Consider the following 20,042-nt stretch of genomic DNA (forward strand, 5'->3'; position numbering starts at 1 on the left):
CTATGAAAATTAGAATAGACCTTCCACATCATCCTTACGATATTCAGATTGAAAAAGGATGCTTGTCTCAAGCAGGAAAATGGTTGCGCGAACTTTGGCAACCACAAAAAATTGTTATCATAACGGATAACCGTGTGGCTTCACTCTATGCAGAAAAGGTTAAATTGAGTTTGGAGGATGCTGGCTTTCAAGTGGCAGTTTTTGACTTTTTAGAGGGCGAAGAACGAAAAAATCTGACTACAGTTCAAAAAGTCTATGAATTTTTAGTCAAACAGGATATGACTCGTAGTGATGGAATCGTAGCCCTCGGCGGTGGTGTAGTTGGCGATTTGGCTGGTTTTGTGGCTTCAACCTATATGCGCGGTATTCACTTTGTCCAAATTCCAACCAGCTTGACTGCCCAGGTAGACTCGTCTATCGGTGGTAAGACAGGAGTGAATACACCTTTTGCCAAGAATATGGTAGGAACTTTTGCTCAGCCTGATGGTGTTTTGATTGATCCGCTTGTCCTTGAAACGCTTGGAAAAAGGGAGTTAATTGAGGGAATGGGTGAGGTCATTAAATACGGCCTAATCGAAGATATAGAACTCTGGCAAATCTTAACTGATATGGATGGTTCTGTGGAAAGCATTTTGGAACATTCAGAGAGTTTGATTGAGCATTCTTGCCAGGTCAAGCGCAAGATGGTAGTTGAAGATGAATTGGACAATGGCATTCGTCTCTATCTCAACTTTGGTCATACAATTGGCCATGCTATCGAAGCAACTGCTGGTTATGGACGAGTTATGCACGGTGAGGCAGTAGCGATGGGAATGGTTCATGTCTCAAAGGTGGCTGAACAAAAAGGCCTCATGCCAGTGGGAATCACTCAGTCAATCCGAGAAATGTGTCAGAAATTTGGACTTCCTGTTGATTATGAAAACTGGGATGTTGATAAGCTTTATCAGGCCTTGACTCATGATAAAAAAGCGCGTGGGAACACCATGAAATTAGTTTTGGTACCAGAACTTGGTTCAGCGGCTATTCACCCAGTTTCTCTTGAAGAAATGAAAGATTACTTGGTAAGATAAGGAGAAGGTATGAGGTATTTAACAGCAGGAGAATCACATGGTCCTCGTCTGACAGCCATTATTGAAGGGATTCCAGCAGGTCTTCCTTTGACTGCCGAGGATATCAATGAGGATCTTAAACGTCGTCAAGGCGGTTATGGACGTGGTGGAAGAATGAAGATTGAGAGTGATCAAGTTGTCTTCACTTCTGGAGTTCGCCATGGAAAGACGATAGGTGCTCCCATTACCATGGATGTCATTAATAAAGACCATCAAAAATGGCTAGATATCATGTCTGCCGAGAATATTGAAGACAAACTTAAAAGCAAACGAAAAATCACTCATCCTCGCCCAGGTCACGCAGACTTGGTAGGAGGTATCAAATATCGTTTTGATGATTTGAGAAATTCCCTGGAACGTTCATCTGCCCGTGAAACGACTATGCGGGTTGCGGTTGGGGCCCTGGCTAAACGACTATTGGCTGAGCTTGATATTGAAATTGCTAACCATGTTGTTGTCTTTGGTGGTAAGGAAATCGATGTTCCAGAAAACTTGACAGTCGCAGAAATCAAAAAACTAGCTGCCCAGTCAGAAGTTTCTATCGTCAATCAAGAACGTGAGCAGGAAATCAAGGACTATATTGACCAAATCAAACGTGATGGAGATACTATCGGTGGGGTTGTAGAAACAGTTGTCGGTGGTGTTCCGGTTGGTCTTGGTTCCTATGTCCAATGGGATCGAAAGTTAGATGCTAGACTAGCTCAAGCAGTTGTTTCTATCAATGCCTTTAAGGGTGTGGAGTTTGGTCTTGGTTTTAAAGCAGGCCATCTTAAGGGTAGCCAAGTCATGGATGAAATCCTCTGGTCATCAGAAGATGGCTATACTCGTCGGACTAATAACCTTGGAGGTTTCGAAGGTGGTATGACTAACGGCCAACCGATTATCGTTCGTGGAGTTATGAAGCCAATTCCGACTCTCTATAAGCCGTTGATGAGTGTCGATATTGAAACTCATGAGCCTTATAAAGCAACAGTAGAGAGAAGTGATCCTACTGCTCTTCCAGCAGCAGGTGTCGTTATGGAGGCAGTCGTAGCAACGGTTTTGGCTCAAGAAATCCTTGAGAAATTCTCCTCTGATAATCTGGAAGAATTAAAAGAAGCTGTTGCGAAACATCGGGAGTATACAAAGAATTATTAAGGAGTTCTTATGGCAAAAACGATCTATATCGCAGGACTAGGTTTGATTGGTGCTTCCATGGCGCTCGGAATCAAGCGGGATCATCCTGATTATGAAATTTTAGGATACAATCGTAGTCAAGCGTCTAGAGATATTGCCTTAGAGAGAGGAATGATTGACCGAGCGACGGATGACTTTGCCAGTTTCGCTCCCCTTGCAGATATTATCATTTTGACACTTCCTATCCAGCAGACCCTTACCTTTATCAAGAAGTTAGCAAGCTTGAACTTGAAAGAAGGTGTCATTATTTCTGATGCTGGATCGACCAAGTCAGCTATCGTGGCTACAGCAGAGAAGTATTTTGCAGATAAGCCCGTTCGCTTTGTTGGAGCGCATCCTATGGCAGGGAGCCACAAGACAGGAGCGGCCTCTGCAGATGTCAACCTATTTGAAAATGCCTACTATATCTTCACGCCGTCTAGTCTAACAACTCCGGATACGCTCGAAGAAATGAGAGACTTGCTATCAGGTCTTCATGCTCGTTTCATTGAAATCAATGCTACAGAACATGACCGAGTGACTTCTCAGATTAGCCATTTTCCGCATATCTTAGCATCAGGCCTGATGGAACAAACTGCAAGTTATGCTGAAGAGCATGAAATGGCGCGACGCTTTGCGGCTGGTGGATTTCGAGATATGACTCGGATTGCCGAAAGTGAGCCTAGTATGTGGACTTCTATCCTCTTATCCAATCGGGATACCATTATTGAACGCATCCAGGACTTCAAGGGCCGTTTGAACGAGATTGGACAAGCTATCAGTAAGGGTGATGAAAACCAAATCTGGAACTTTTTCAATCAAGCGCGTGAGCAACGTCAGGCTATGGAAATCCATAAACGTGGTGGTGTAGATAGCTCATTTGACCTCTATGTAGACGTTCCCGATGAAGAAGATGTGATTTTACGCATCTTGGAATTACTTAGAGGAACTTCACTAGTTAATATCCACATCAATGAAGAAAATCGTGAAGATGTTCATGGGATTCTACAAATTTCATTTAAAAATGCTCAGGACTTGGCAAAAGCTGAGCATGTGATTACAGAAAATACTGACTACACAGTAGTCATCAAATAAGGAGAAAATCATGTCAAATAGGGGAATTAAATCTGTATTAGGTATTATCTTTATAACTGTCATGTTACTTAGTGGATGTGCTATTAAAAATGGCCATAAAAAAAGTTCAGATGTTAATGTTGATACGACAACTGTCAAGGTTGATGAGACAACAGAGAGTTCAAAAAATGAATCAAGTGTTGAGAAAAAGACTCCTAAATTTGCAGATGATAAAGTTGTAAATGATTTTATCAATAACTATAACGACATTTCTAATAGTCCATTAGAAAATATCAAAAAAGGAAATATAAAAATAAAATATTTCGCAACAAGCTACGGTTATTACTTGGAACTTTTACATGCAAATGATACTGATAAAATTAATGTAACAATTAATCAAACAAATGAAAATAGTTCATCGGGTGTAGCAGGGATGAAAGAAGTATTTCATGATATTGTTAAATCGATTGAAACGTCGTTATCTGATGATGAGGTAAATAACTATTTTGATAATCTTGTGTTAAATGAGACTATAACAGATTCTACTTTAGGTTCATTGAAGATAAGTTATGTACCAGACAAGGAATTAAGTTATGGAAATTCAAGAGGTCACATTAAAGTTATTGCACAATAATAACTATCACAGAGGATCTAGTAAATTCAATAGAATCAAATAAGGAGGACAATTATGTCAAATATTTATGATAGTGCAAATGCACTAAGTCGTGGACTACGCGAATTGCCTGAATACAAGGCAGTTAAAGAAGCTAGAGATGCCATCCAAGCGGATGCAGAAGCAAGCAAAATTTTTGCAGATTATATTGCTTTTCAACATGAAATCCAAATCATGGCACAGACTGGTCAAATTCCAGATGCTTCTTTCCAAGAAAAAATGGAAAGTTTTGGCAAGCAGATTCAAGGAAACTCTCTCTTGTCAGAATTCTTTGCTAAACAGCAACAACTTTCTATCTACCTTTCTGATATTGAAAAAATTGTCTTTGAACCAATTTCAGAACTTTTAAAATAAGAATTTACCTCATAAAGTCAGGAATTTTTAAGAAATTTCTGACTTTTTATGATAAAATAAGAAAAAGTATTGTCAGTATGAGGGCCTGTATGAAATTAAAAACAAACATTAAGCACTTAAATGGTAGTATTCGCGTACCTGGGGATAAGTCCATCAGTCATCGCTCTATTATTTTTGGAAGCTTGGCTGAGGGTGAAACGAAGGTTTATGATATCTTGCGTGGTGAAGATGTCTTGTCAACCATGCAGGTATTTCGTGACCTCGGCGTAGAGATTGAGGACAAAGACGGTGTCGTTACCATTCAAGGTGTTGGGATGGATGGATTGAAAGCACCTCAGAAAGCCCTAGATATGGGGAATTCTGGGACCTCTATTCGTTTGATTTCAGGTGTCCTTGCTGGCGCAGACTTTGAAGTAGAGATGTTTGGAGATGATAGTCTTTCTAAACGCCCCATGGATCGTGTGACCCTTCCTTTGAAAAAAATGGGAGTTAGCATTTCAGGTCAGACAGAGCGAGACTTGCCACCGTTGCACTTAAAAGGAACAAAAAACTTAAGACCTATTCATTACGAATTGCCAATTGCCTCTGCTCAAGTCAAGTCAGCCTTGATTTTTGCGGCTTTGCAAGCTCAGGGACAGTCAGTCATTATCGAGAAGGAGTGCACTCGTAATCACACAGAAGATATGCTCCAACAATTCGGAGGTGATTTGAGTGTCGATGGTAAGAAAATCACTGTTCAAGGGTCACAGAAACTAAGTGGACAAAAGGTTGTCGTGCCAGGAGATATTTCTAGTGCAGCATTTTGGTTGGTAGCAGGTTTGATTGTGCCAAATTCTCGAGTGATACTTAAGAATGTCGGCATTAATGAAACACGTACAGGGATTATTGATGTTATCCGAGCTATGGGCGGGAAATTAGAGATTACTGATATTGATCCAATTGCCAAATCTGCAACTTTGACTGTTGAGACGTCAGACCTAAAAGGAACTGAGATTGGCGGAGCCTTGATTCCACGTTTAATTGATGAATTGCCGATTATCGCGCTCCTTGCTACCCAAGCTCAAGGTCAAACAGTTATCAAAGATGCAGAAGAACTCAAGGTCAAAGAAACGGACCGCATTCAAGTTGTCGCAGATGCTTTAAATAGTATGGGAGCAAGTATTACTCCTACAACAGACGGCATGATTATCAAAGGGAAATCTGCCCTCCATGGAGCTAGAGTCAATACCTTTGGTGACCATCGAATCGGAATGATGACAGCCATTGCAGCTCTTTTAGTGGCAGATGGAGAGGTCGAATTAGATCGTGCTGAAGCTATTAATACTAGCTACCCAAGCTTCTTTGATGATTTGGAGACCTTGATTCATGGCTAAGGTTTTACTAGGTTTTATGGGTGCAGGAAAATCTACTATTGCTAGAGGATTAGATCCTGACTTTGTAGACATGGATGCCTTGCTGGAAGACCGACTGGGGATGCCGATTGCTCGTTTCTTTGAAGAAAAAGGAGAAGCAGCCTTCCGCCAGCTAGAAGAAGAAGTTTTGGCTGACCTACTAAAAACGGACCAAGTCGTGTCAACTGGGGGAGGAGTAGTCATTTCTCCTCGAAATCGTACCTTGCTTAAGCAAAATCCTGATAACATCTACCTAAAAACTGATTTTGAGACTCTTTACCAGCGAATTTCAGCTGATAAGGATAATCAACGTCCACTATTTTTAAAGAATAGCAAGGAAGAATTGCTTGCAATTTTTAACGAAAGACAGGATTGGTATGAGGAAGTAGCTAGTCAGATTGTAGATGTATCAAGTTTAAACCCAGAAGAAATTATAGAGGAACTGAGATGAAAATTGCCTATCTAGGCCCCAAAGGATCTTTTTCGCACCATGTGGTGCAGACGGCTTTTCCTCATGAGGAACTAGAGCCTTTTTCAAATATTACAGACGTTATCAAGGCCTATGAACAGGGATTGGTAGACTATTCGGTAGTGCCAGTTGAAAATTCTATAGAAGGTAGTGTTCATGAGACCTTGGATTATCTCTTCCACCAGGCTCGAATTCAAGCTGTGGCGGAGATTGTGCAACCAATTCATCAACAGTTGATGGCTGTGTCAGGGCAAGTTAAAATTGAGAAAATCTTTTCTCATCCGCAGGCCTTGGCTCAAGGGAAGAAATTTATCGACGAACATTTCCCGAATGCTCAATTAGAAGTCACTGCCAGTACAGCATACGCTGCGCGCTATGTTTCCGAGCATCCAGATCAGCCTTTTGCGGCCATTGCCCCCAAAAGTTCGGCTGGAGAATATGGTTTGGAATTAATTGCTCAAGATATTCAAGAAATGGAAGCCAATTTCACTCGTTTTTGGGTTTTGGGGCCTAATTTGCCACAAATCCCCTTGAATGCAGATTCTGAAAAGATGAGCCTAGCCTTGACCTTGCCAGATAATCTTCCGGGGGCATTATACAAGGCACTTTCTACCTTTGCTTGGCGTGGGATTGACTTGACGAAGATTGAGAGTCGCCCTCTAAAAACAGCTTTGGGGGAATACTTTTTTATCATTGATGTGGACTATGCTGATAAAGAACTGGTCCATTTTGCTCAAAAAGAACTAGAAACGATTGGGATCAACTATAAAGTACTAGGAGCTTACCCTATCTATACCATACAGGATAAAGGGAAGGAGAAGGAATGACTAGAGAGAATCCTCTGACACACCATGAAAAATTACGTTATGACTATCTATTAAAAAATATCCACTATCTAAATGATAAAGAAAAGAGAGAGTTTGCTTTTTTACAAGCGAAGCTGGATGGTCAACAAGAAGCACGCTCCGTTGTCCAAGAGGAAGTAGAAAATCAAGAATACACTGAAATGAATACAGGTCTTCCGAGTTATACGAATCGAAGCCGGGCTAGTCGACGTAGTAGTCTACCTCAACCAAAAGCTAAGATTCCTAAGCAGAGGGAACCAAAGAAAAAAAGAGTCTTTCATTTTAAGCGCATCCTTGCTTGGCTAGGAATGCTGTTGCTTTGTGCTGCAGTAGGAATGATTTTCATGTTCTTGAAAGGTTTCCAGTCAGCCAATCCGAATGGCTCAAGCGGGTCGAAAGATGCCAAGGCTGCCCAAGTTGAAGTTTTCAATGGTCAGGATACAAGAGATGGGGTCAATATTCTTATCTTAGGGACAGACGGCCGTATTGGACAGAATAGTTCAGAAACACGAACGGATTCTATTATGGTTCTAAATGTAAGTGGTAAGGATAAAAAGCTTAAGCTTGTAAGTTTTATGCGTGATAACCTAGTATACATTGATGGCTACAGTCAGGTTGTTGATGGTCAAAAACAAGCCGACCATAAGTTGAACTTGGCCTACGAATTGGGGGAACAAGAAGGAAAACAAGGGGCTGAAATGGTACGTAAGGTCCTTAAAGATAATTTTGACCTAGATATCAAATACTATGCTCTTGTAGATTTCCAAGCTTTTGCGACTGCCATTGACACCCTTTTCCCTGATGGGGTGACCATTGATGCTCAATTTTCAACTCTAAATGGTGTTCCGGTTACAGAAGCGACAGTTGGTGATGACTTGCATGCGACAGAAACAGAATCACCTACACAAACTATTAAAGTCGGAACACAACAAATGAATGGTTCTACTCTCCTTAACTATGCACGTTTCCGTGATGATGATGAAGGGGACTATGGCCGTACTCGTAGACAGCAACAAGTCATGACTGCTGTTTTACAGCAAATTAAGGACCCTACAAAACTATTCACAGGTTCAGAAGCACTTGGTAAAGTATTCGCCATGACATCTACAAACCTTCCTTATACCTTCTTATTGACCAACGGTTTATCCGTCCTCGAAGGAGGTCAGAACGGTATTGAGAGACTTACAGTACCGGAACTTGGAGACTGGGTAGATGACTATGACGTCTATGGAGGCCAAGCCCTTCGAGTGGATCAAAAAGCTTACCAGAATAAGCTAGCCCAAATGGGATTTAGATGATAAAAACATTAAAATCAAAGCTTGAAACATTTTATTAAATGGATGTCTCAGGCTTTGATTTTTTATCTATTCAGAAGTTTGTGTAATAATTTTAATGATTAAACTTATGCTATACTATAAGTAAATCAGTACATGATATATTTGTAAAATAACATAAAGGAGACATTATGAAGTCATTAAAAATTGTAGGAATTATATTAGCTAGTTTGTTGGTTATCGTTGGATTAAGCGTAGGAGGATATAAAGTGATGAAACAAGCAGAACATGATGAGATGGTTAGGATTGTCAAGGGTGAGGAAGCGAAGCAAATTTTTAGAAATAGATTAAAGCGAATAGATCCTAAAGCATTTGAACCAGACGGAGTTATTAAAACTTATGCGATTAATTATGACTCTATTGCTTCCAATCCAATGGGAGGTATTATGGTTTCCATATATGTCAATGACAATAAGGATTATATTTTTAGTTTCACTCTAAATAAAAACTTTAATACGAAGAAGCTTACTAGTGAAGGTGGAGTAAATGATCCTACCATAATGAAAAAAGTAGAAGAGAGAGATAAAAATGACTGATACATATACTGACTATGAGAGATTTCAAATAGCAAAAAAAGAGTATGATAAAGAGCTTGCAGTTGATAAGCCTGTTGAAATTGGTGATAAAGATAACGCTAAACCCATCGGTACAGTCCGTCAGGTGATCGAAAACGAGACAGGAATAAAGGTTTTCGTAGTTGAGAGTCCAGACCATTCTGAAGTGTCTGTTCTCTATGAAGGTTCTAAAGCGCCATTTGACGAAGGATGGGAAGTGGATTGGTTTGAAAATGATATTCCCATGGCTCATAGCATTTTGACAGGCGAAAAAGGGACAACCTCTCAATTGAAGGTATCGGCAGATATTTTAAACGACGTTTTAGTAAGATATCCAAACGCTAAAATCTCAGTTTATGGTCACTCTCTCGGCTCCATGGATGCGCAATACGCCCTAGCTAATGTTAGGGACATTTCTCGTATTTCAGGAGCTTATATCTACCAAGGGCCGAACATCTATCCGGTCTTGACGGAAGAACAGCGGAAACGAGTAGATGCGATGAAGTATCGTATTCATAATTACGTTGATGATAAGGATATGGTTCCTATAGGTTATCCTAAAAATAGAATGGATAGTGTCGGTGTTGTAGGGATTATGCATCATGTAGATTCGAAACAACAGATAGATTTTATATATTCTCAACACTTGTGGGGTGGTTATGTCTTTAATGAAGATGGTAGCCTTAAAATTAAGAATGATCGTTCATCTTTTGAAAAACGTTATTCATCTGGTCTAGATAAGGTTTACAGTGGCTTGTATAACTATGCAAAGGCTAAAGAGGCATTGGCTTCAGGAGGTTACACAAGTAATGAGGAAATCTTTTTAGACTCCGAACATGCCTTAACGATTTCATCGGGATTGCATGAAGTCGCAAATGCTGGTCATGAAGAGATTCGCTCCATAGTTCGTAAAGCTCACCAAAAAGCAGAGAAAATAGTAGCGAGTACCTATCAAGTCCCTTTTGGTTTTATTTTGTCACCTACAGAGGTGGCGACAGCCTATTCTGACGGAGGAGTATCTCGTACGACAATCGTAGATGACCTTGATCATTATTTCTATCCAAAAATAAAAAAATCAGAAAAATTGGCCGAAGATTTTCAAAGTTTAGAAAAGCAAATAGCAGATGGTGTCCAAAAGAAATTGGAAGATGATAAAGAGTTAGCAGGGAATTTTAAAGAATGGATGAAAATCAAGTAATATGGCAGGAATTAAGAACAAAGCAAAATCATTTAGATTTATTAGATGAACGGAATCGTTCTATTCGCCAACAAAGAGAAAAACAATTTGAAGACCTTCAGCAAAAACGTGACCAATTGTTGCATATGATGGAAAGCAAGCATCAGATGATGCAGCATTACCTAGGACAAGTGGACGTGGATACTACTGAGGAAAGAGCACAGCTAAACAGAATAGCTTCTCACTTTAGTCAATCGGTGTCCATGGGATTTACAAGAAATCAACGTACCTTGGAACAAAGAATTGAAAATGAAGAGATTGAGTATAGACGAGAACGACGAAAATTGGAAGATGATATAGATACATTACATCGTCAAAAGATGAAACTTGAACAAGAAAAAAGGAAGGGATAGCCCGTGTTTGAAGAAATGATTAATGACTTCTTCTCAGGTGTGAACAATAATATGACTGAGATTGAGAAGGGACTAGAACGTTTACTAATCAGCCATATTTATGCGCCAATCAAATTGAATGAGCGTAACAATTTGATGTCAGATGGTGATTTCAAAATTAAAACAGAAGCGCTAGCAACAAAGACAGCATTGGGATTGATTTCTAGTCAAATTGATACAACGATGAAAGGAGCATACTCTACAAAAGTTGTTAAAACACTCGAATCAAAAGAAAAAGAGTATGAAACAATTGTGGAATAAGCTAGCCCAAATGGGATTCAGATAAAAAAATTAATTAAAATCAAAGCTTGAAACATCTAACTAAATGGGTGTCTTAGGCTTTGATTTTTCTTAGTATCTGATGGATTTTTAGGGCTTTTTTATGGTATAATAAAACGATATAACTCGTTATTGGACAGAAGAGGAGAGACATGAGTGATTTGAAAGCGATTCAGGCTCGTAGTCTGGAAATGGCTGAATATTTCGTCGCATTTTGTAAAGAACATGATTTGTTGTGCTATCTCTGTGGTGGAGGAGCCATTGGCGCCCTTCGTAATAAGGGCTTCATCCCTTGGGATGATGATTTGGACTTCTTTATGCCACGAAAGGACTATGAAAAACTAGCAGAGTTATGGCCTCTATATGCGGATAAGCGTTACTTCCTATCAAAGAGTTCTAAAGACTATGTAGACCGTAACCTCTTTATCACCATTCGTGATAAGGAGACGACTTGTATCAAGCCTTATCAACAAGATTTGGATCTTCCCCACGGCTTGGCTTTGGATGTTCTTCCCTTGGACTACTACCCTAAAAATCCAGCAGAGCGCAAGAAACAAGTCCGCTGGGCTTTGATTTATTCTCTATTTTGTGCACAAACCATTCCAGAAAAACATGGAGCTCTCATGAAGTGGGGTAGTACCATTTTACTAGGGTTGACTCCTAAATCGCTTCGCTATCGTATCTGGAAAAAGGCTGAGAAAGAAATGACCAAGTATGGACCAGCCGAAAGTGATGGCATTACAGAATTATGTTCAGGGCCAGGATACATGAAGAAAAAGTATCCAATTCAGGCTTTTGAAGATAACATTTTCCTACCATTTGAAGGAACTCAAATGCCAATTCCGGTCGGCTATGATGCTTATCTTAGCACAGCTTTTGGTGACTATATGACGCCACCTCCAGCTGACAAGCAAGTCCCTCACCACGATGCCATCATAGCAGATATGGATAAGAGCTATACAGAATATAAGGGAGAATACAATGCAAGAAAAAATTAGTATCATTGTTCCTGTATACAACGTAGAAAATTATCTTGAACGATGTGTTGAGTCGATTTTAAAGCAGACTTATACCAATTTTGAATTGCTACTTATCAATGATGGTTCAACAGACCAGAGTGGTGACTTGTGTGATCAGCTGGCTTCTAAAAATGAGAATATCAAGGTTTTTCATCTTGAGAATGCTGGAGTCTCCAATGCTAGAAATGTAGGTATTCAAAACTCAACCGGAGAATGGATAACTTTTGTTGATAGTGATGATTTTATTACGCCAGATTATTTGGAAACTTTGATAAGCGCAGTAAAATCAGATATTTCTGTTGGTTTCTCAGTTGCTCGTGTGCATCATGTAAAAAATGGACAAGTGACAGATTTGCCTGAGTTTTCAGGTCAAGAGTCAATATGGTCTGCTGAGCAAACCATGAAAGAATTATTGATGACTACTCGAACTTCTTTTTTTCCTGTTGCAAAATTATTTAAAAAGGAATTAATTGAAGATTTTACATTTAGTACAGATTATCATTTAGCAGAAGATGCTCTATTCTTAACAGAAGTTATACTTGAAACAAAATGTACTAGTGTTTTTATAGACAAACCAATATACTATTATGATCATAGAGAGGGAAGTGCAACTACATCTGTGAATAGTCATGTTTTTGATACTATAGAAGTATATAAAATCATTATTCCTAAAGTTTATCAATGTTTCCCTCAATTAAAACCCGAATTAGTAAATAGAGAATCTTGGTCTTATATTACAGTGTACGATAAAATAATCTTCACAGATTCGACAGAATATAAAAAAGAGAAAACTCAATTGAGAAAGTGGATACTTAGTCATTTCTCGGAAATATTGAGAGATCCTTATTTTACTAGTTTTCGGAAAATAGCCATTTTGTTACTAGGAATTTCTCCATGGATTTATAGACAAATTGTAGGCTTGAATAAATAATGTTATTAAAGGAGTTGAAGATGAATTTTTCAAAAATGAATGAATGCTTTGAAAAATCAAAATTGTGGATTTCATATCTTTTTGTTTTCATTTCGATTTTAAGCATGAGTTCGTTAATTTATAAAGTCACCAATCCGATTTATAAGGGGCTTTCAGCAGTTGTTGTTCTGTCAATTTGTTTAACTTTATTTTTTAATTGGAAACGAATAGAGATAGATAAGAAGTTTCTTACCCTATTTGGTCTTTTAGTGGGAAGTCACTTTTTATCAGCGCTCATTAATAGATCTGGGCACCTGCTCGGAAATATGGTTGAAATTTTCTTTATGCTGGCTTATGTTTTATTATTTACCATGGTAAAACCTAATCAGCTAAGGAAGTTATTAGGTATGATTGCAGGAACCATACAGATTGTCTCATTTGGTTCGGCTATATTTGCTTTTGCTTTATTACTTTCAAGAGTTTTAATTCTATTTCAGATTGGAGAGAACTCTTATTATTACGGAGTAATGAATGGCCGATTATGGGGACTTGTTAACCCTAACGCCAGTGCGATTTTCTCATACATTAGTATAGTTTTTGCTATGTATTTAATACATAAGGGAAGCAAATACTCTGTTTATCTTAAAATTAATAATGTCGTTCAGTTAGTTTATTTTGCAACCATGCAAAGTAGAGGAGCTCTTTTATCAGTTCTTCTAATGCTAGTATTCTATTGTATTTTTGTTACTAGAGGAAAATTTGCCAAAAAATGGCTAACTTTTTTAGTAGCTAGTATCTTACTAACAGGTAGCAATATTGGTATTAGTTATTTAACTTCAGTATATATTTCAGCAGCCAAGGCAACTGTAATTGACTTAAATAAAGGTGAATCTTATTCTGAAACTGATTCAGATGTTGCTAAGAAAAATGGGGAGCTTCACTTGATTGAAACGACTCCAAGTGGTCGTACATATATTTGGAAAAATGCAATCAAAATGGGGAGTGCAAAACCGTTATTTGGCTATGGTGTTCGAAATGTTACCGATTATTATACAGAGTACTTTAGTAAATTCGAAATTCAGAACTCACTGATTGGTGGGAATTTCCACAATATCTTTGTTACGATTTTTGTGAGTTCCGGATTCTTGGGTCTAATTTCTTTCGTACTCATCATTGCTTATGTTGGTTTCCGATTTGTTTCTTACATGGTTAAATCAAAGAAAAATAGTGAAAAACTGGTCATGATTCTATTCTTTGGAATTTTATTTGGTCAGCTGTTTGAAAGTCAAATTATGTATTCGACTAACTTCATCAACATCATTTTTTGGTTAGTTGTGGGATATGGTCTAATGATCTGTGAGAAAGAAAAAAATGTCCGTTACGAGGAAGTAACAGATGTTTCTGAAATTCAACAAATGGAGTTAGGAATCATGGAGTATATCCATGAAGTGTGTCATAAAATTGGTGTCCAATACTTCTTGTCCTATGGCAGTTTAATTGGGGCTGTTCGTCATAAAGGTTTTATTCCTTGGGACGATGACATGGATATTTGTATGCTTCGTGAGGATTATGAAAAGCTGCAAGATTATATGATTGCACATCCAGACGAGCGCTATGAATTAATGTCTTATAAAAATAATATCAACTATGTCTATCCATTCATGAAAGTTCAAGACAATCATACCTATTTGGTTGAAGAGGATGTTCGAATTGATTCAGATATGGGAATTTATGTCGATATTTTCCCTGTTGACGGGTATGAAGATGATCAGGCATTTAAAGATAAGATGACAAAGATTATTAAAAAGCGTCAATTAAGTTGTTACACTTTTAAAGGAATTACGAATACTAAAAGTGTAGTAAATTCAATTATCCGCTATATTTCTGTTATTATCTTTTATTTCACTAATACAAATAAGTATGTTGCCCAAATTGATGAGCTTGCTAAATCTAGAAAAGTAGAAGATTATGAACTTGTAGACTATGTTATCTATAAGGATATGAATAAGCCTGTTTGGAAACGTGAATGGTTAGAACAAGTTGAAGCTGGTAGCTTTGAAGGTAAGGAATTTATGATTCCAAAACATTATCATGAAATTCTAACTTCAGATTATGGAGATTATATGCAGCTACCTCCAGTTGAGCAGAGAGTATCTCACCATGATTTCAAATTGTGGAAGATTATAGGGAAGTAATAGATTTTTGTTTAGATAAAAAAGAAGTAAAGATTAGGAGTGACAAATAATGTCAGAAAGAATCTTAAGCCTTGAAGAAATCAAGCAAATTGAGCTTGGAATTCTAGAATACTTACACCAAGTTTGTGAAAAACATGATATCAAATATTTTATCGATTTTGGAACTTTATTAGGAGCAGTTCGTCACAAAGGTTTTATTCCTTGGGATGATGATACAGACATTTCTTTAGCTAGAGATGAATTTGAAAAGTTATACGCAGTTCTAAAAAACGATAACCACCCATACTATAAGCTGATTTCTTTTAGAGAAACGAAGGGTTATCCATATAGTTATATGCGTGTTTACGATATTCGAACACGGAGAGATTCGAATCTTTTAGATCCAAGTGTTGTGCTTGGAACTTGCGTAGATGTCTTCCCGTACGATGGTCTTGTTACAGACGAACAAGATCGTAAGAAAATGAAACTCTATAAACAATTAATTCGTCTATCGTCTTTGAACTTTAAAGGAATTAAATACGAAAACGGAGGGATTAAAAATCTTCCTCGTTATATCGCGTCAGCAATATTCAGATTTACATCTCCTCAATTCTGGAATCAAAAGCTAGAACAACTTGCCTTAAAATACAGTGTTGAAAATTCTACAGACTTAGTTTGTTCAACTTATGACTCATACTATCCAGCTGGTATTAAAAAAGAATGGTTGTATGATACAATTGATATGGCATATGAAAATCTAATCCTAAAGGTACCAAGAAGATACCACGAAGTTCTTGTCTATGAATTTGGGGAAGATTATATGACTCCACCTCCTGTTGACCAACAGATACCAGGAAATGAGAAGAATTATTGGATTGATTAACGAAAGAGTATAGAATTAGTAGAGAAAGCTGAATGCCTTATGAAAAGTTTAAAAAAATCAATATTACTTAGTGCCTTGCTTCTATCTGCAACAATAATTCATGCACAAACAGTAAATGCAGATACTATCTCAGCAGGTGCAGGGAATCGAATCCATTTTATCAATACCAAAGCTAACTCTGGAAGTGATGCTATTTTACTAGAAAGTAATGGTCACTATGCTTTGATTGATATGGGAGAGGATTATGACTTTCCGGATGGAACGGATACACGTTATCCAAATCGATGGGGAATTTCTACTAACAATTATCAAGTATTAGAAGATCGTTTAATTCGTCATCTTGATCAGTTAGGAGTAAAGAAATTAGACTTTATACTAGGGACTCATGTTCATAGTGATCACATAGGTGGAGCAGATGAAATTCTTAATCGCTATCAAGTCGATAAGTTCTATTTGAAAAAATATTCGGATCAACGAATTACAAGCACTTGGGGATTGTGGGATAATCTTTTCAATTACGATAATGCTCTTCGTGCTGCACAGAATAAGGGTGTTACATTAATTCAAGATATCAAAGATCAGGATAGTCATTTCAAATTTGGTGACATGGATATTCAGCTTTATAATTATAAAAATGAATATGATTCTGATGGGAACTTAAAAAGGGTTCTTGATGATAATTCCAATTCCATTGTTGCAGTAGTAACTGTAGCAGGAAAAAGAATTTATCTTGGTGGTGACTTAGATAATGCTGAAGGAGCAGAAGATAAGTTAGGTCCTGTGATTGGCAAAGTAGATATGATGAAATGGAATCACCACTACGATGCCAAGATTTCTAATACAATTGGTTTCATAGATCACCTTTCTCCTAGTATGGTCATTCAAACGACTGGAGGTGACATTAACGTTGCTTCAACGAGAGATTATCTCCAAAAGAAAAATATTCAAGTGATTCATGCATCAAGTAAAACTCAGGATGCAACTGTATTTGATATTAGTGATAAAGGCTTTACAAATGTTTCAGGAGATTTTCCGAATATTCCTACTGTTGATGAGAAATGGTATCAAGAAGATGGTCATTGGAAATATCGCTTGAAAGATGGTCAGATGGCTATTGGTTGGCAAGATATTGCTGGTGCTACATATTTCTTTAACGGAAAAGGTCAAATGCAGAGTGGTCGTTGGCTCCGTATCACTGACGAATGGAACGGAGAACCAAAATTTAATGACTACTACCTAAACAATAATGGCAAAATGCAGACGGGTGGATGGTTCTATCATGATAATACTTGGTACTATATCCAGTCAAACGGTGCAAGACGTTACAATGAACTAGCTGAAATTGGTGGTCAAAAATATCTCTTTGATAAAGATGGTAAAATGCTGACTGGCTTACAAGTCTTTAATGGCAAGAAGATGCTCTTTGCAAGTAGTGGCGCTCTTCAAACAGAAGGTAGCGCATCTAGTTGGCAAAAGCAAGGTTCAAGCTGGTATTATTATGATGAAGATGGTATTCGAACAGTTGGTAAAAAGAATATCAACGGCACTACCTATTACTTTAATCAAAATGGTATCATGCAAACTGGTTGGGCCTTAATTGAGGGTCATTGGAACTATTTTGCTAGTTCCGGAGCTATGAAAACTGGCTGGGTCAAGGATAAAGATACTTGGTACTACTTAGATAAAGAAGGTGTGATGTTAACAGGCCTTCAAGAGATTAATGGTTCTCGCTATTATCTCAATGCAAGTGGCGCTATGCAGACTGGTTGGAAATGGCTCGATAACCATTATTACTACTTCGTAAGCAGTGGAGCCATGAAGACAGGTTGGCTCAAAGATAAGGACATCTGGTATTATCTAGATAAAGACGGTGTCATGTTAACAGGCCTTCAAGAGATTAATGGTTCTCGTTATTATCTCAATGCAAGCGGAGCTATGCAGACCGGTTGGAAATGGCTAGATAACCATTATTATTACTTCACAAGCAGTGGAGCGATGAAGACTGGCTGGTTAAAAGATAAGGACACGTGGTACTATCTAGATAAAGAAGGTGTGATGCTAACAGGCCTTCAAGAGATTGATGATTCCCGTTATTACCTTAACACAAGCGGAGCTATGCAAACTGGTTGGAAATGGTTCAATAACCATTATTACTACTTCACAGGAAGTGGTGCCATGAAGACTGGTTGGTTCAAAGACAAAGGTCTTTGGTACTATCTCGACAAGGAAGGTATTATGCTAACAGGCCTTCAAGAGATAAATGGAGCCCGCTATTATCTCAATGCAAGTGGTGCTATGGAAACTGGTTGGCAACAACTGAATGGTAACTGGTACTATTTCCAAACAAATGGTTCTCTATTGAGAAATGGTACAACACCTGATGGCTATAAGGTTAATAGAGATGGAATTTGGACGACTGCTACAACCGAGGAAACAACTCAGGAACATACGGTAGCAAATAGTCAGGGGAATATTTTCGAAACAACAGAAGTAGAGAGAACTCAACAAACAGAAAGCTCATCTGTTACGTCTGAGGAAAAAAATCAATCTACTGAACCTAAGACACAAACGATCCAAGAAAAGAATTAAGTTTCTAAATGAATTTTAATTAAAATTTTCTATAATAAAAACACCTATAAAGCTTAAGCTTTATAGGTGTTTTGTTAACTTCGTTTGATTTTAGCGCGAACTAGATCTATTGCATAGTGAAGGGTTTTATCCTTAATGATAAAGAGAGCGAAAGCATAGTAGATAGCACAACCGGCAATTGTAGATACCACCATACTGAGCATAGCCATATTCACTGTGTATGAATGAACTTGGAAGAGCATTTTACAGATATAGTAAATTGGGATAAACCCTAATGAAACAATTGTGTAGCGAGCTAATGTTTCAAAGATTTCTTTCAAATCCAAGAGTTTATGTTTCTGAATAAAGCGGATTTCAAGTAGAACTACGATTGCCTCGGCAATAATCGTTGTTCCGATGTAGTAGGCAGGTGTAAAGATGTTGTTGAAAAGGAGTAGAGAGTTTAGGATGACATTGACACCGCCACCGATAAAGTAGAAAGCTGTTAATCGGTTTTCGTGGTCATTGATAAAGATAATTTGCTTTCCAAGGATTAATTCGATAGCCCAAATAATGGTTCGAAAGGCAAAGACACTTGTTACAATTCCTGCTTCTAAGTATTTCTCAGAAGAGTAGATAACAGTCGCATAGGTTCCTAAAATCATAATCCCGATGCTAGTTGGAATCATGAGGAAGAAAAAGAGAGATGCACCTTGATTGACCAGATATTTATATGAAGTGTAATCTTTTTTTCCTAAGTAGTAACCAAGTCGAGGAATGCTGACATTGATAGCTCCACTCAGGACACTAGCAATCAGCATAACAATACTTGAAGCAATAGTGTAGTAGGAGATGTAATTCTCATCAGGTCCTTTGGTAATGAACATACGGTCTAGCAAGGTGTAAAGCATATTGGCATTTGCTAGAAGCAGCATGGTCAGAAGAGGCTTAGATGCTTTGATGAGTTCAATGACTTCAATCTTGACAAAGGAAACCTCTCGTTTAATCCATAGGAAGCTGAGTAGATAGTTGATAATGGTTGTTGCACTCATGATTGTAGCATAGGGAACAATATCATCAGGTGTCTTAACGAAGGCGAAGATAGCTACTAACATTCCAATACGGATAACCAGTGTTTTATATAGGATGAAAGAATAATTCTCATAGGCTTCATTCATCCATTCAATATTGAGAAATTGGAAGAGCGCCTGGATTCCGAGGATATAGTAAAGGATTTTCAGATTGACAATACTGGTGTCGAAATAAATAAAGAGGAAGTAGATACCAGTTGTTAGAACTGAAGTAATTACTGAGATATAGAACAACTTAGAAAAGACATAATTGATCTTATTCTTATCATCCTTAACCTTACTGATAGCTCGAATCCCATAATTGTAAATCCCAAAGGCAGCAAGTGGAATGACAAAGCTCGCCCAGGTGTTAGCTGTATTAAAGTAACCATAATTTGATTTACTAAGAATCCGCGTTAGATAGGGATTGGTAATCAGGGGAAAAACGATGTTTAAAATATTGACCAGCAAGCTAGCCAAAGCATTAACTTTTATATTTTTCATGAAACTTTCTTTCTTACATTCTAAAATAGATACTAGTATTATATCACA

19 protein-coding genes are annotated in these 20,042 nt (G+C 37.9%); 18 read left to right on the plus strand and 1 reads right to left on the minus strand.

Features of this window, described 5'->3' with window-relative positions:
* Positions 1–2: 2 nt before the first annotated feature.
* From aroB to QM923_RS06145, 18 genes are all read left to right on the plus strand, one after another.
* Entirely contained in the window at positions 3–1,070 is a 1,068-nt protein-coding gene (gene aroB, locus QM923_RS06060; protein WP_414291222.1) for a 3-dehydroquinate synthase, read from the plus strand.
* Between the two features lie 9 nt (positions 1,071–1,079).
* Complete coding sequence (aroC, locus tag QM923_RS06065) at positions 1,080–2,246, plus strand: chorismate synthase (RefSeq protein WP_414291223.1); 1,167 nt, start codon at positions 1,080–1,082, stop codon at positions 2,244–2,246.
* Between the two features lie 9 nt (positions 2,247–2,255).
* Positions 2,256–3,359, plus strand: a complete 1,104-nt coding sequence (locus QM923_RS06070; protein ID WP_414291224.1) for a prephenate dehydrogenase — start codon at positions 2,256–2,258, stop codon at positions 3,357–3,359.
* Between the two features lie 10 nt (positions 3,360–3,369).
* A complete protein-coding gene (locus QM923_RS06075) occupies positions 3,370–3,972 on the plus strand; it encodes a hypothetical protein (RefSeq protein ID WP_414291225.1) in 603 nt (200 codons plus the stop codon).
* Positions 3,973–4,026: 54 nt separating this feature from the next.
* Positions 4,027–4,365 carry a YlbF/YmcA family competence regulator gene (locus QM923_RS06080; RefSeq protein ID WP_036757185.1) on the plus strand — a complete coding sequence of 113 codons (339 nt, stop codon included), beginning with the start codon at positions 4,027–4,029 and terminating at the stop codon, positions 4,363–4,365.
* Positions 4,366–4,454: 89 nt separating this feature from the next.
* Positions 4,455–5,738, plus strand: a complete 1,284-nt coding sequence (aroA, locus tag QM923_RS06085) for a 3-phosphoshikimate 1-carboxyvinyltransferase (protein ID WP_414291226.1) — start codon at positions 4,455–4,457, stop codon at positions 5,736–5,738.
* Complete coding sequence (locus tag QM923_RS06090) at positions 5,731–6,207, plus strand: shikimate kinase (protein WP_414291227.1); 477 nt, start codon at positions 5,731–5,733, stop codon at positions 6,205–6,207. The genes aroA and QM923_RS06090 overlap by 8 nt, the downstream gene beginning before the upstream one ends.
* Entirely contained in the window at positions 6,204–7,052 is an 849-nt protein-coding gene (gene pheA, locus QM923_RS06095; RefSeq protein WP_414291228.1) for a prephenate dehydratase, read from the plus strand. Before QM923_RS06090 ends, pheA begins: the two co-directional genes overlap by 4 nt.
* Positions 7,049–8,368 (plus strand): LCP family protein, encoded by a 1,320-nt coding sequence (locus QM923_RS06100; protein WP_414291229.1) that lies wholly within the window; start codon positions 7,049–7,051, stop codon positions 8,366–8,368. Before pheA ends, QM923_RS06100 begins: the two co-directional genes overlap by 4 nt.
* A gap of 167 nt (positions 8,369–8,535) precedes the next feature.
* A complete protein-coding gene (locus QM923_RS06105) occupies positions 8,536–8,940 on the plus strand; it encodes a DUF1310 family protein (RefSeq protein ID WP_414291230.1) in 405 nt (134 codons plus the stop codon).
* Positions 8,933–10,156 (plus strand): alpha/beta hydrolase family protein, encoded by a 1,224-nt coding sequence (locus tag QM923_RS06110; RefSeq protein ID WP_414291231.1) that lies wholly within the window; start codon positions 8,933–8,935, stop codon positions 10,154–10,156. The genes QM923_RS06105 and QM923_RS06110 overlap by 8 nt, the downstream gene beginning before the upstream one ends.
* Entirely contained in the window at positions 10,138–10,548 is a 411-nt protein-coding gene (locus QM923_RS06115) for a hypothetical protein (RefSeq protein WP_414291232.1), read from the plus strand. Before QM923_RS06110 ends, QM923_RS06115 begins: the two co-directional genes overlap by 19 nt.
* A gap of 3 nt (positions 10,549–10,551) precedes the next feature.
* Entirely contained in the window at positions 10,552–10,848 is a 297-nt protein-coding gene (locus tag QM923_RS06120; RefSeq protein ID WP_414291233.1) for a hypothetical protein, read from the plus strand.
* A gap of 170 nt (positions 10,849–11,018) precedes the next feature.
* Complete coding sequence (locus tag QM923_RS06125) at positions 11,019–11,864, plus strand: LicD family protein (protein ID WP_414291234.1); 846 nt, start codon at positions 11,019–11,021, stop codon at positions 11,862–11,864.
* A complete protein-coding gene (locus tag QM923_RS06130; protein ID WP_414291235.1) occupies positions 11,848–12,816 on the plus strand; it encodes a glycosyltransferase family 2 protein in 969 nt (322 codons plus the stop codon). Before QM923_RS06125 ends, QM923_RS06130 begins: the two co-directional genes overlap by 17 nt.
* 20 nt (positions 12,817–12,836) lie before the next feature.
* Positions 12,837–14,990, plus strand: coding sequence for a LicD family protein (locus QM923_RS06135; protein ID WP_414291236.1), 2,154 nt, complete (start codon positions 12,837–12,839; stop codon positions 14,988–14,990).
* 49 nt (positions 14,991–15,039) lie between these two features.
* Positions 15,040–15,852: a LicD family protein gene (locus QM923_RS06140; protein ID WP_414291237.1), complete on the plus strand. Its 813-nt coding sequence runs from the start codon at positions 15,040–15,042 to the stop codon at positions 15,850–15,852.
* Between the two features lie 39 nt (positions 15,853–15,891).
* The gene (locus QM923_RS06145) at positions 15,892–18,441 is read left to right on the plus strand and encodes an MBL fold metallo-hydrolase (RefSeq protein WP_414291238.1); all 2,550 of its coding nucleotides are present in this window, start codon (positions 15,892–15,894) and stop codon (positions 18,439–18,441) included.
* 74 nt (positions 18,442–18,515) lie between these two features.
* On the opposite strand, the gene QM923_RS06150 is transcribed toward QM923_RS06145, so the two are convergent.
* On the minus strand, positions 18,516–19,994 hold the full coding sequence (locus QM923_RS06150; protein WP_414291239.1) for an oligosaccharide flippase family protein: 1,479 nt from the start codon (positions 19,992–19,994) through the stop codon (positions 18,516–18,518).
* Positions 19,995–20,042 lie beyond the last annotated feature (48 nt).

Origin of the sequence: Streptococcus infantis (assembly GCF_047463275.1) — a bacterium.
GTDB classification, from domain to species: domain Bacteria; phylum Bacillota; class Bacilli; order Lactobacillales; family Streptococcaceae; genus Streptococcus; species Streptococcus infantis_AF.

What these genes read in the sequence shown, in the direction of transcription:
- QM923_RS06145 (WP_414291238.1), top strand. Translation starts at nt 15,892, where the DNA reads ATGAAAAGTTTAAAAAAATCAATATTACTTAGTGCCTTGCTTCTATCT.
- QM923_RS06070 (WP_414291224.1), top strand. Translation starts at nt 2,256, where the DNA reads ATGGCAAAAACGATCTATATCGCAGGACTAGGTTTGATTGGTGCTTCC.
- QM923_RS06075 (WP_414291225.1), top strand. Translation starts at nt 3,370, where the DNA reads ATGTCAAATAGGGGAATTAAATCTGTATTAGGTATTATCTTTATAACT.
- aroC (WP_414291223.1), top strand. Translation starts at nt 1,080, where the DNA reads ATGAGGTATTTAACAGCAGGAGAATCACATGGTCCTCGTCTGACAGCC.
- QM923_RS06135 (WP_414291236.1), top strand. Translation starts at nt 12,837, where the DNA reads ATGAATTTTTCAAAAATGAATGAATGCTTTGAAAAATCAAAATTGTGG.
- QM923_RS06115 (WP_414291232.1), top strand. Translation starts at nt 10,138, where the DNA reads ATGGATGAAAATCAAGTAATATGGCAGGAATTAAGAACAAAGCAAAAT.
- QM923_RS06150 (WP_414291239.1), bottom strand. Translation starts at nt 19,994, where the DNA reads ATGAAAAATATAAAAGTTAATGCTTTGGCTAGCTTGCTGGTCAATATT.
- QM923_RS06090 (WP_414291227.1), top strand. Translation starts at nt 5,731, where the DNA reads ATGGCTAAGGTTTTACTAGGTTTTATGGGTGCAGGAAAATCTACTATT.
- QM923_RS06080 (WP_036757185.1), top strand. Translation starts at nt 4,027, where the DNA reads ATGTCAAATATTTATGATAGTGCAAATGCACTAAGTCGTGGACTACGC.
- pheA (WP_414291228.1), top strand. Translation starts at nt 6,204, where the DNA reads ATGAAAATTGCCTATCTAGGCCCCAAAGGATCTTTTTCGCACCATGTG.
- QM923_RS06125 (WP_414291234.1), top strand. Translation starts at nt 11,019, where the DNA reads ATGAGTGATTTGAAAGCGATTCAGGCTCGTAGTCTGGAAATGGCTGAA.
- QM923_RS06140 (WP_414291237.1), top strand. Translation starts at nt 15,040, where the DNA reads ATGTCAGAAAGAATCTTAAGCCTTGAAGAAATCAAGCAAATTGAGCTT.
- aroA (WP_414291226.1), top strand. Translation starts at nt 4,455, where the DNA reads ATGAAATTAAAAACAAACATTAAGCACTTAAATGGTAGTATTCGCGTA.
- QM923_RS06130 (WP_414291235.1), top strand. Translation starts at nt 11,848, where the DNA reads ATGCAAGAAAAAATTAGTATCATTGTTCCTGTATACAACGTAGAAAAT.
- QM923_RS06110 (WP_414291231.1), top strand. Translation starts at nt 8,933, where the DNA reads ATGACTGATACATATACTGACTATGAGAGATTTCAAATAGCAAAAAAA.
- aroB (WP_414291222.1), top strand. Translation starts at nt 3, where the DNA reads ATGAAAATTAGAATAGACCTTCCACATCATCCTTACGATATTCAGATT.
- QM923_RS06105 (WP_414291230.1), top strand. Translation starts at nt 8,536, where the DNA reads ATGAAGTCATTAAAAATTGTAGGAATTATATTAGCTAGTTTGTTGGTT.
- QM923_RS06100 (WP_414291229.1), top strand. Translation starts at nt 7,049, where the DNA reads ATGACTAGAGAGAATCCTCTGACACACCATGAAAAATTACGTTATGAC.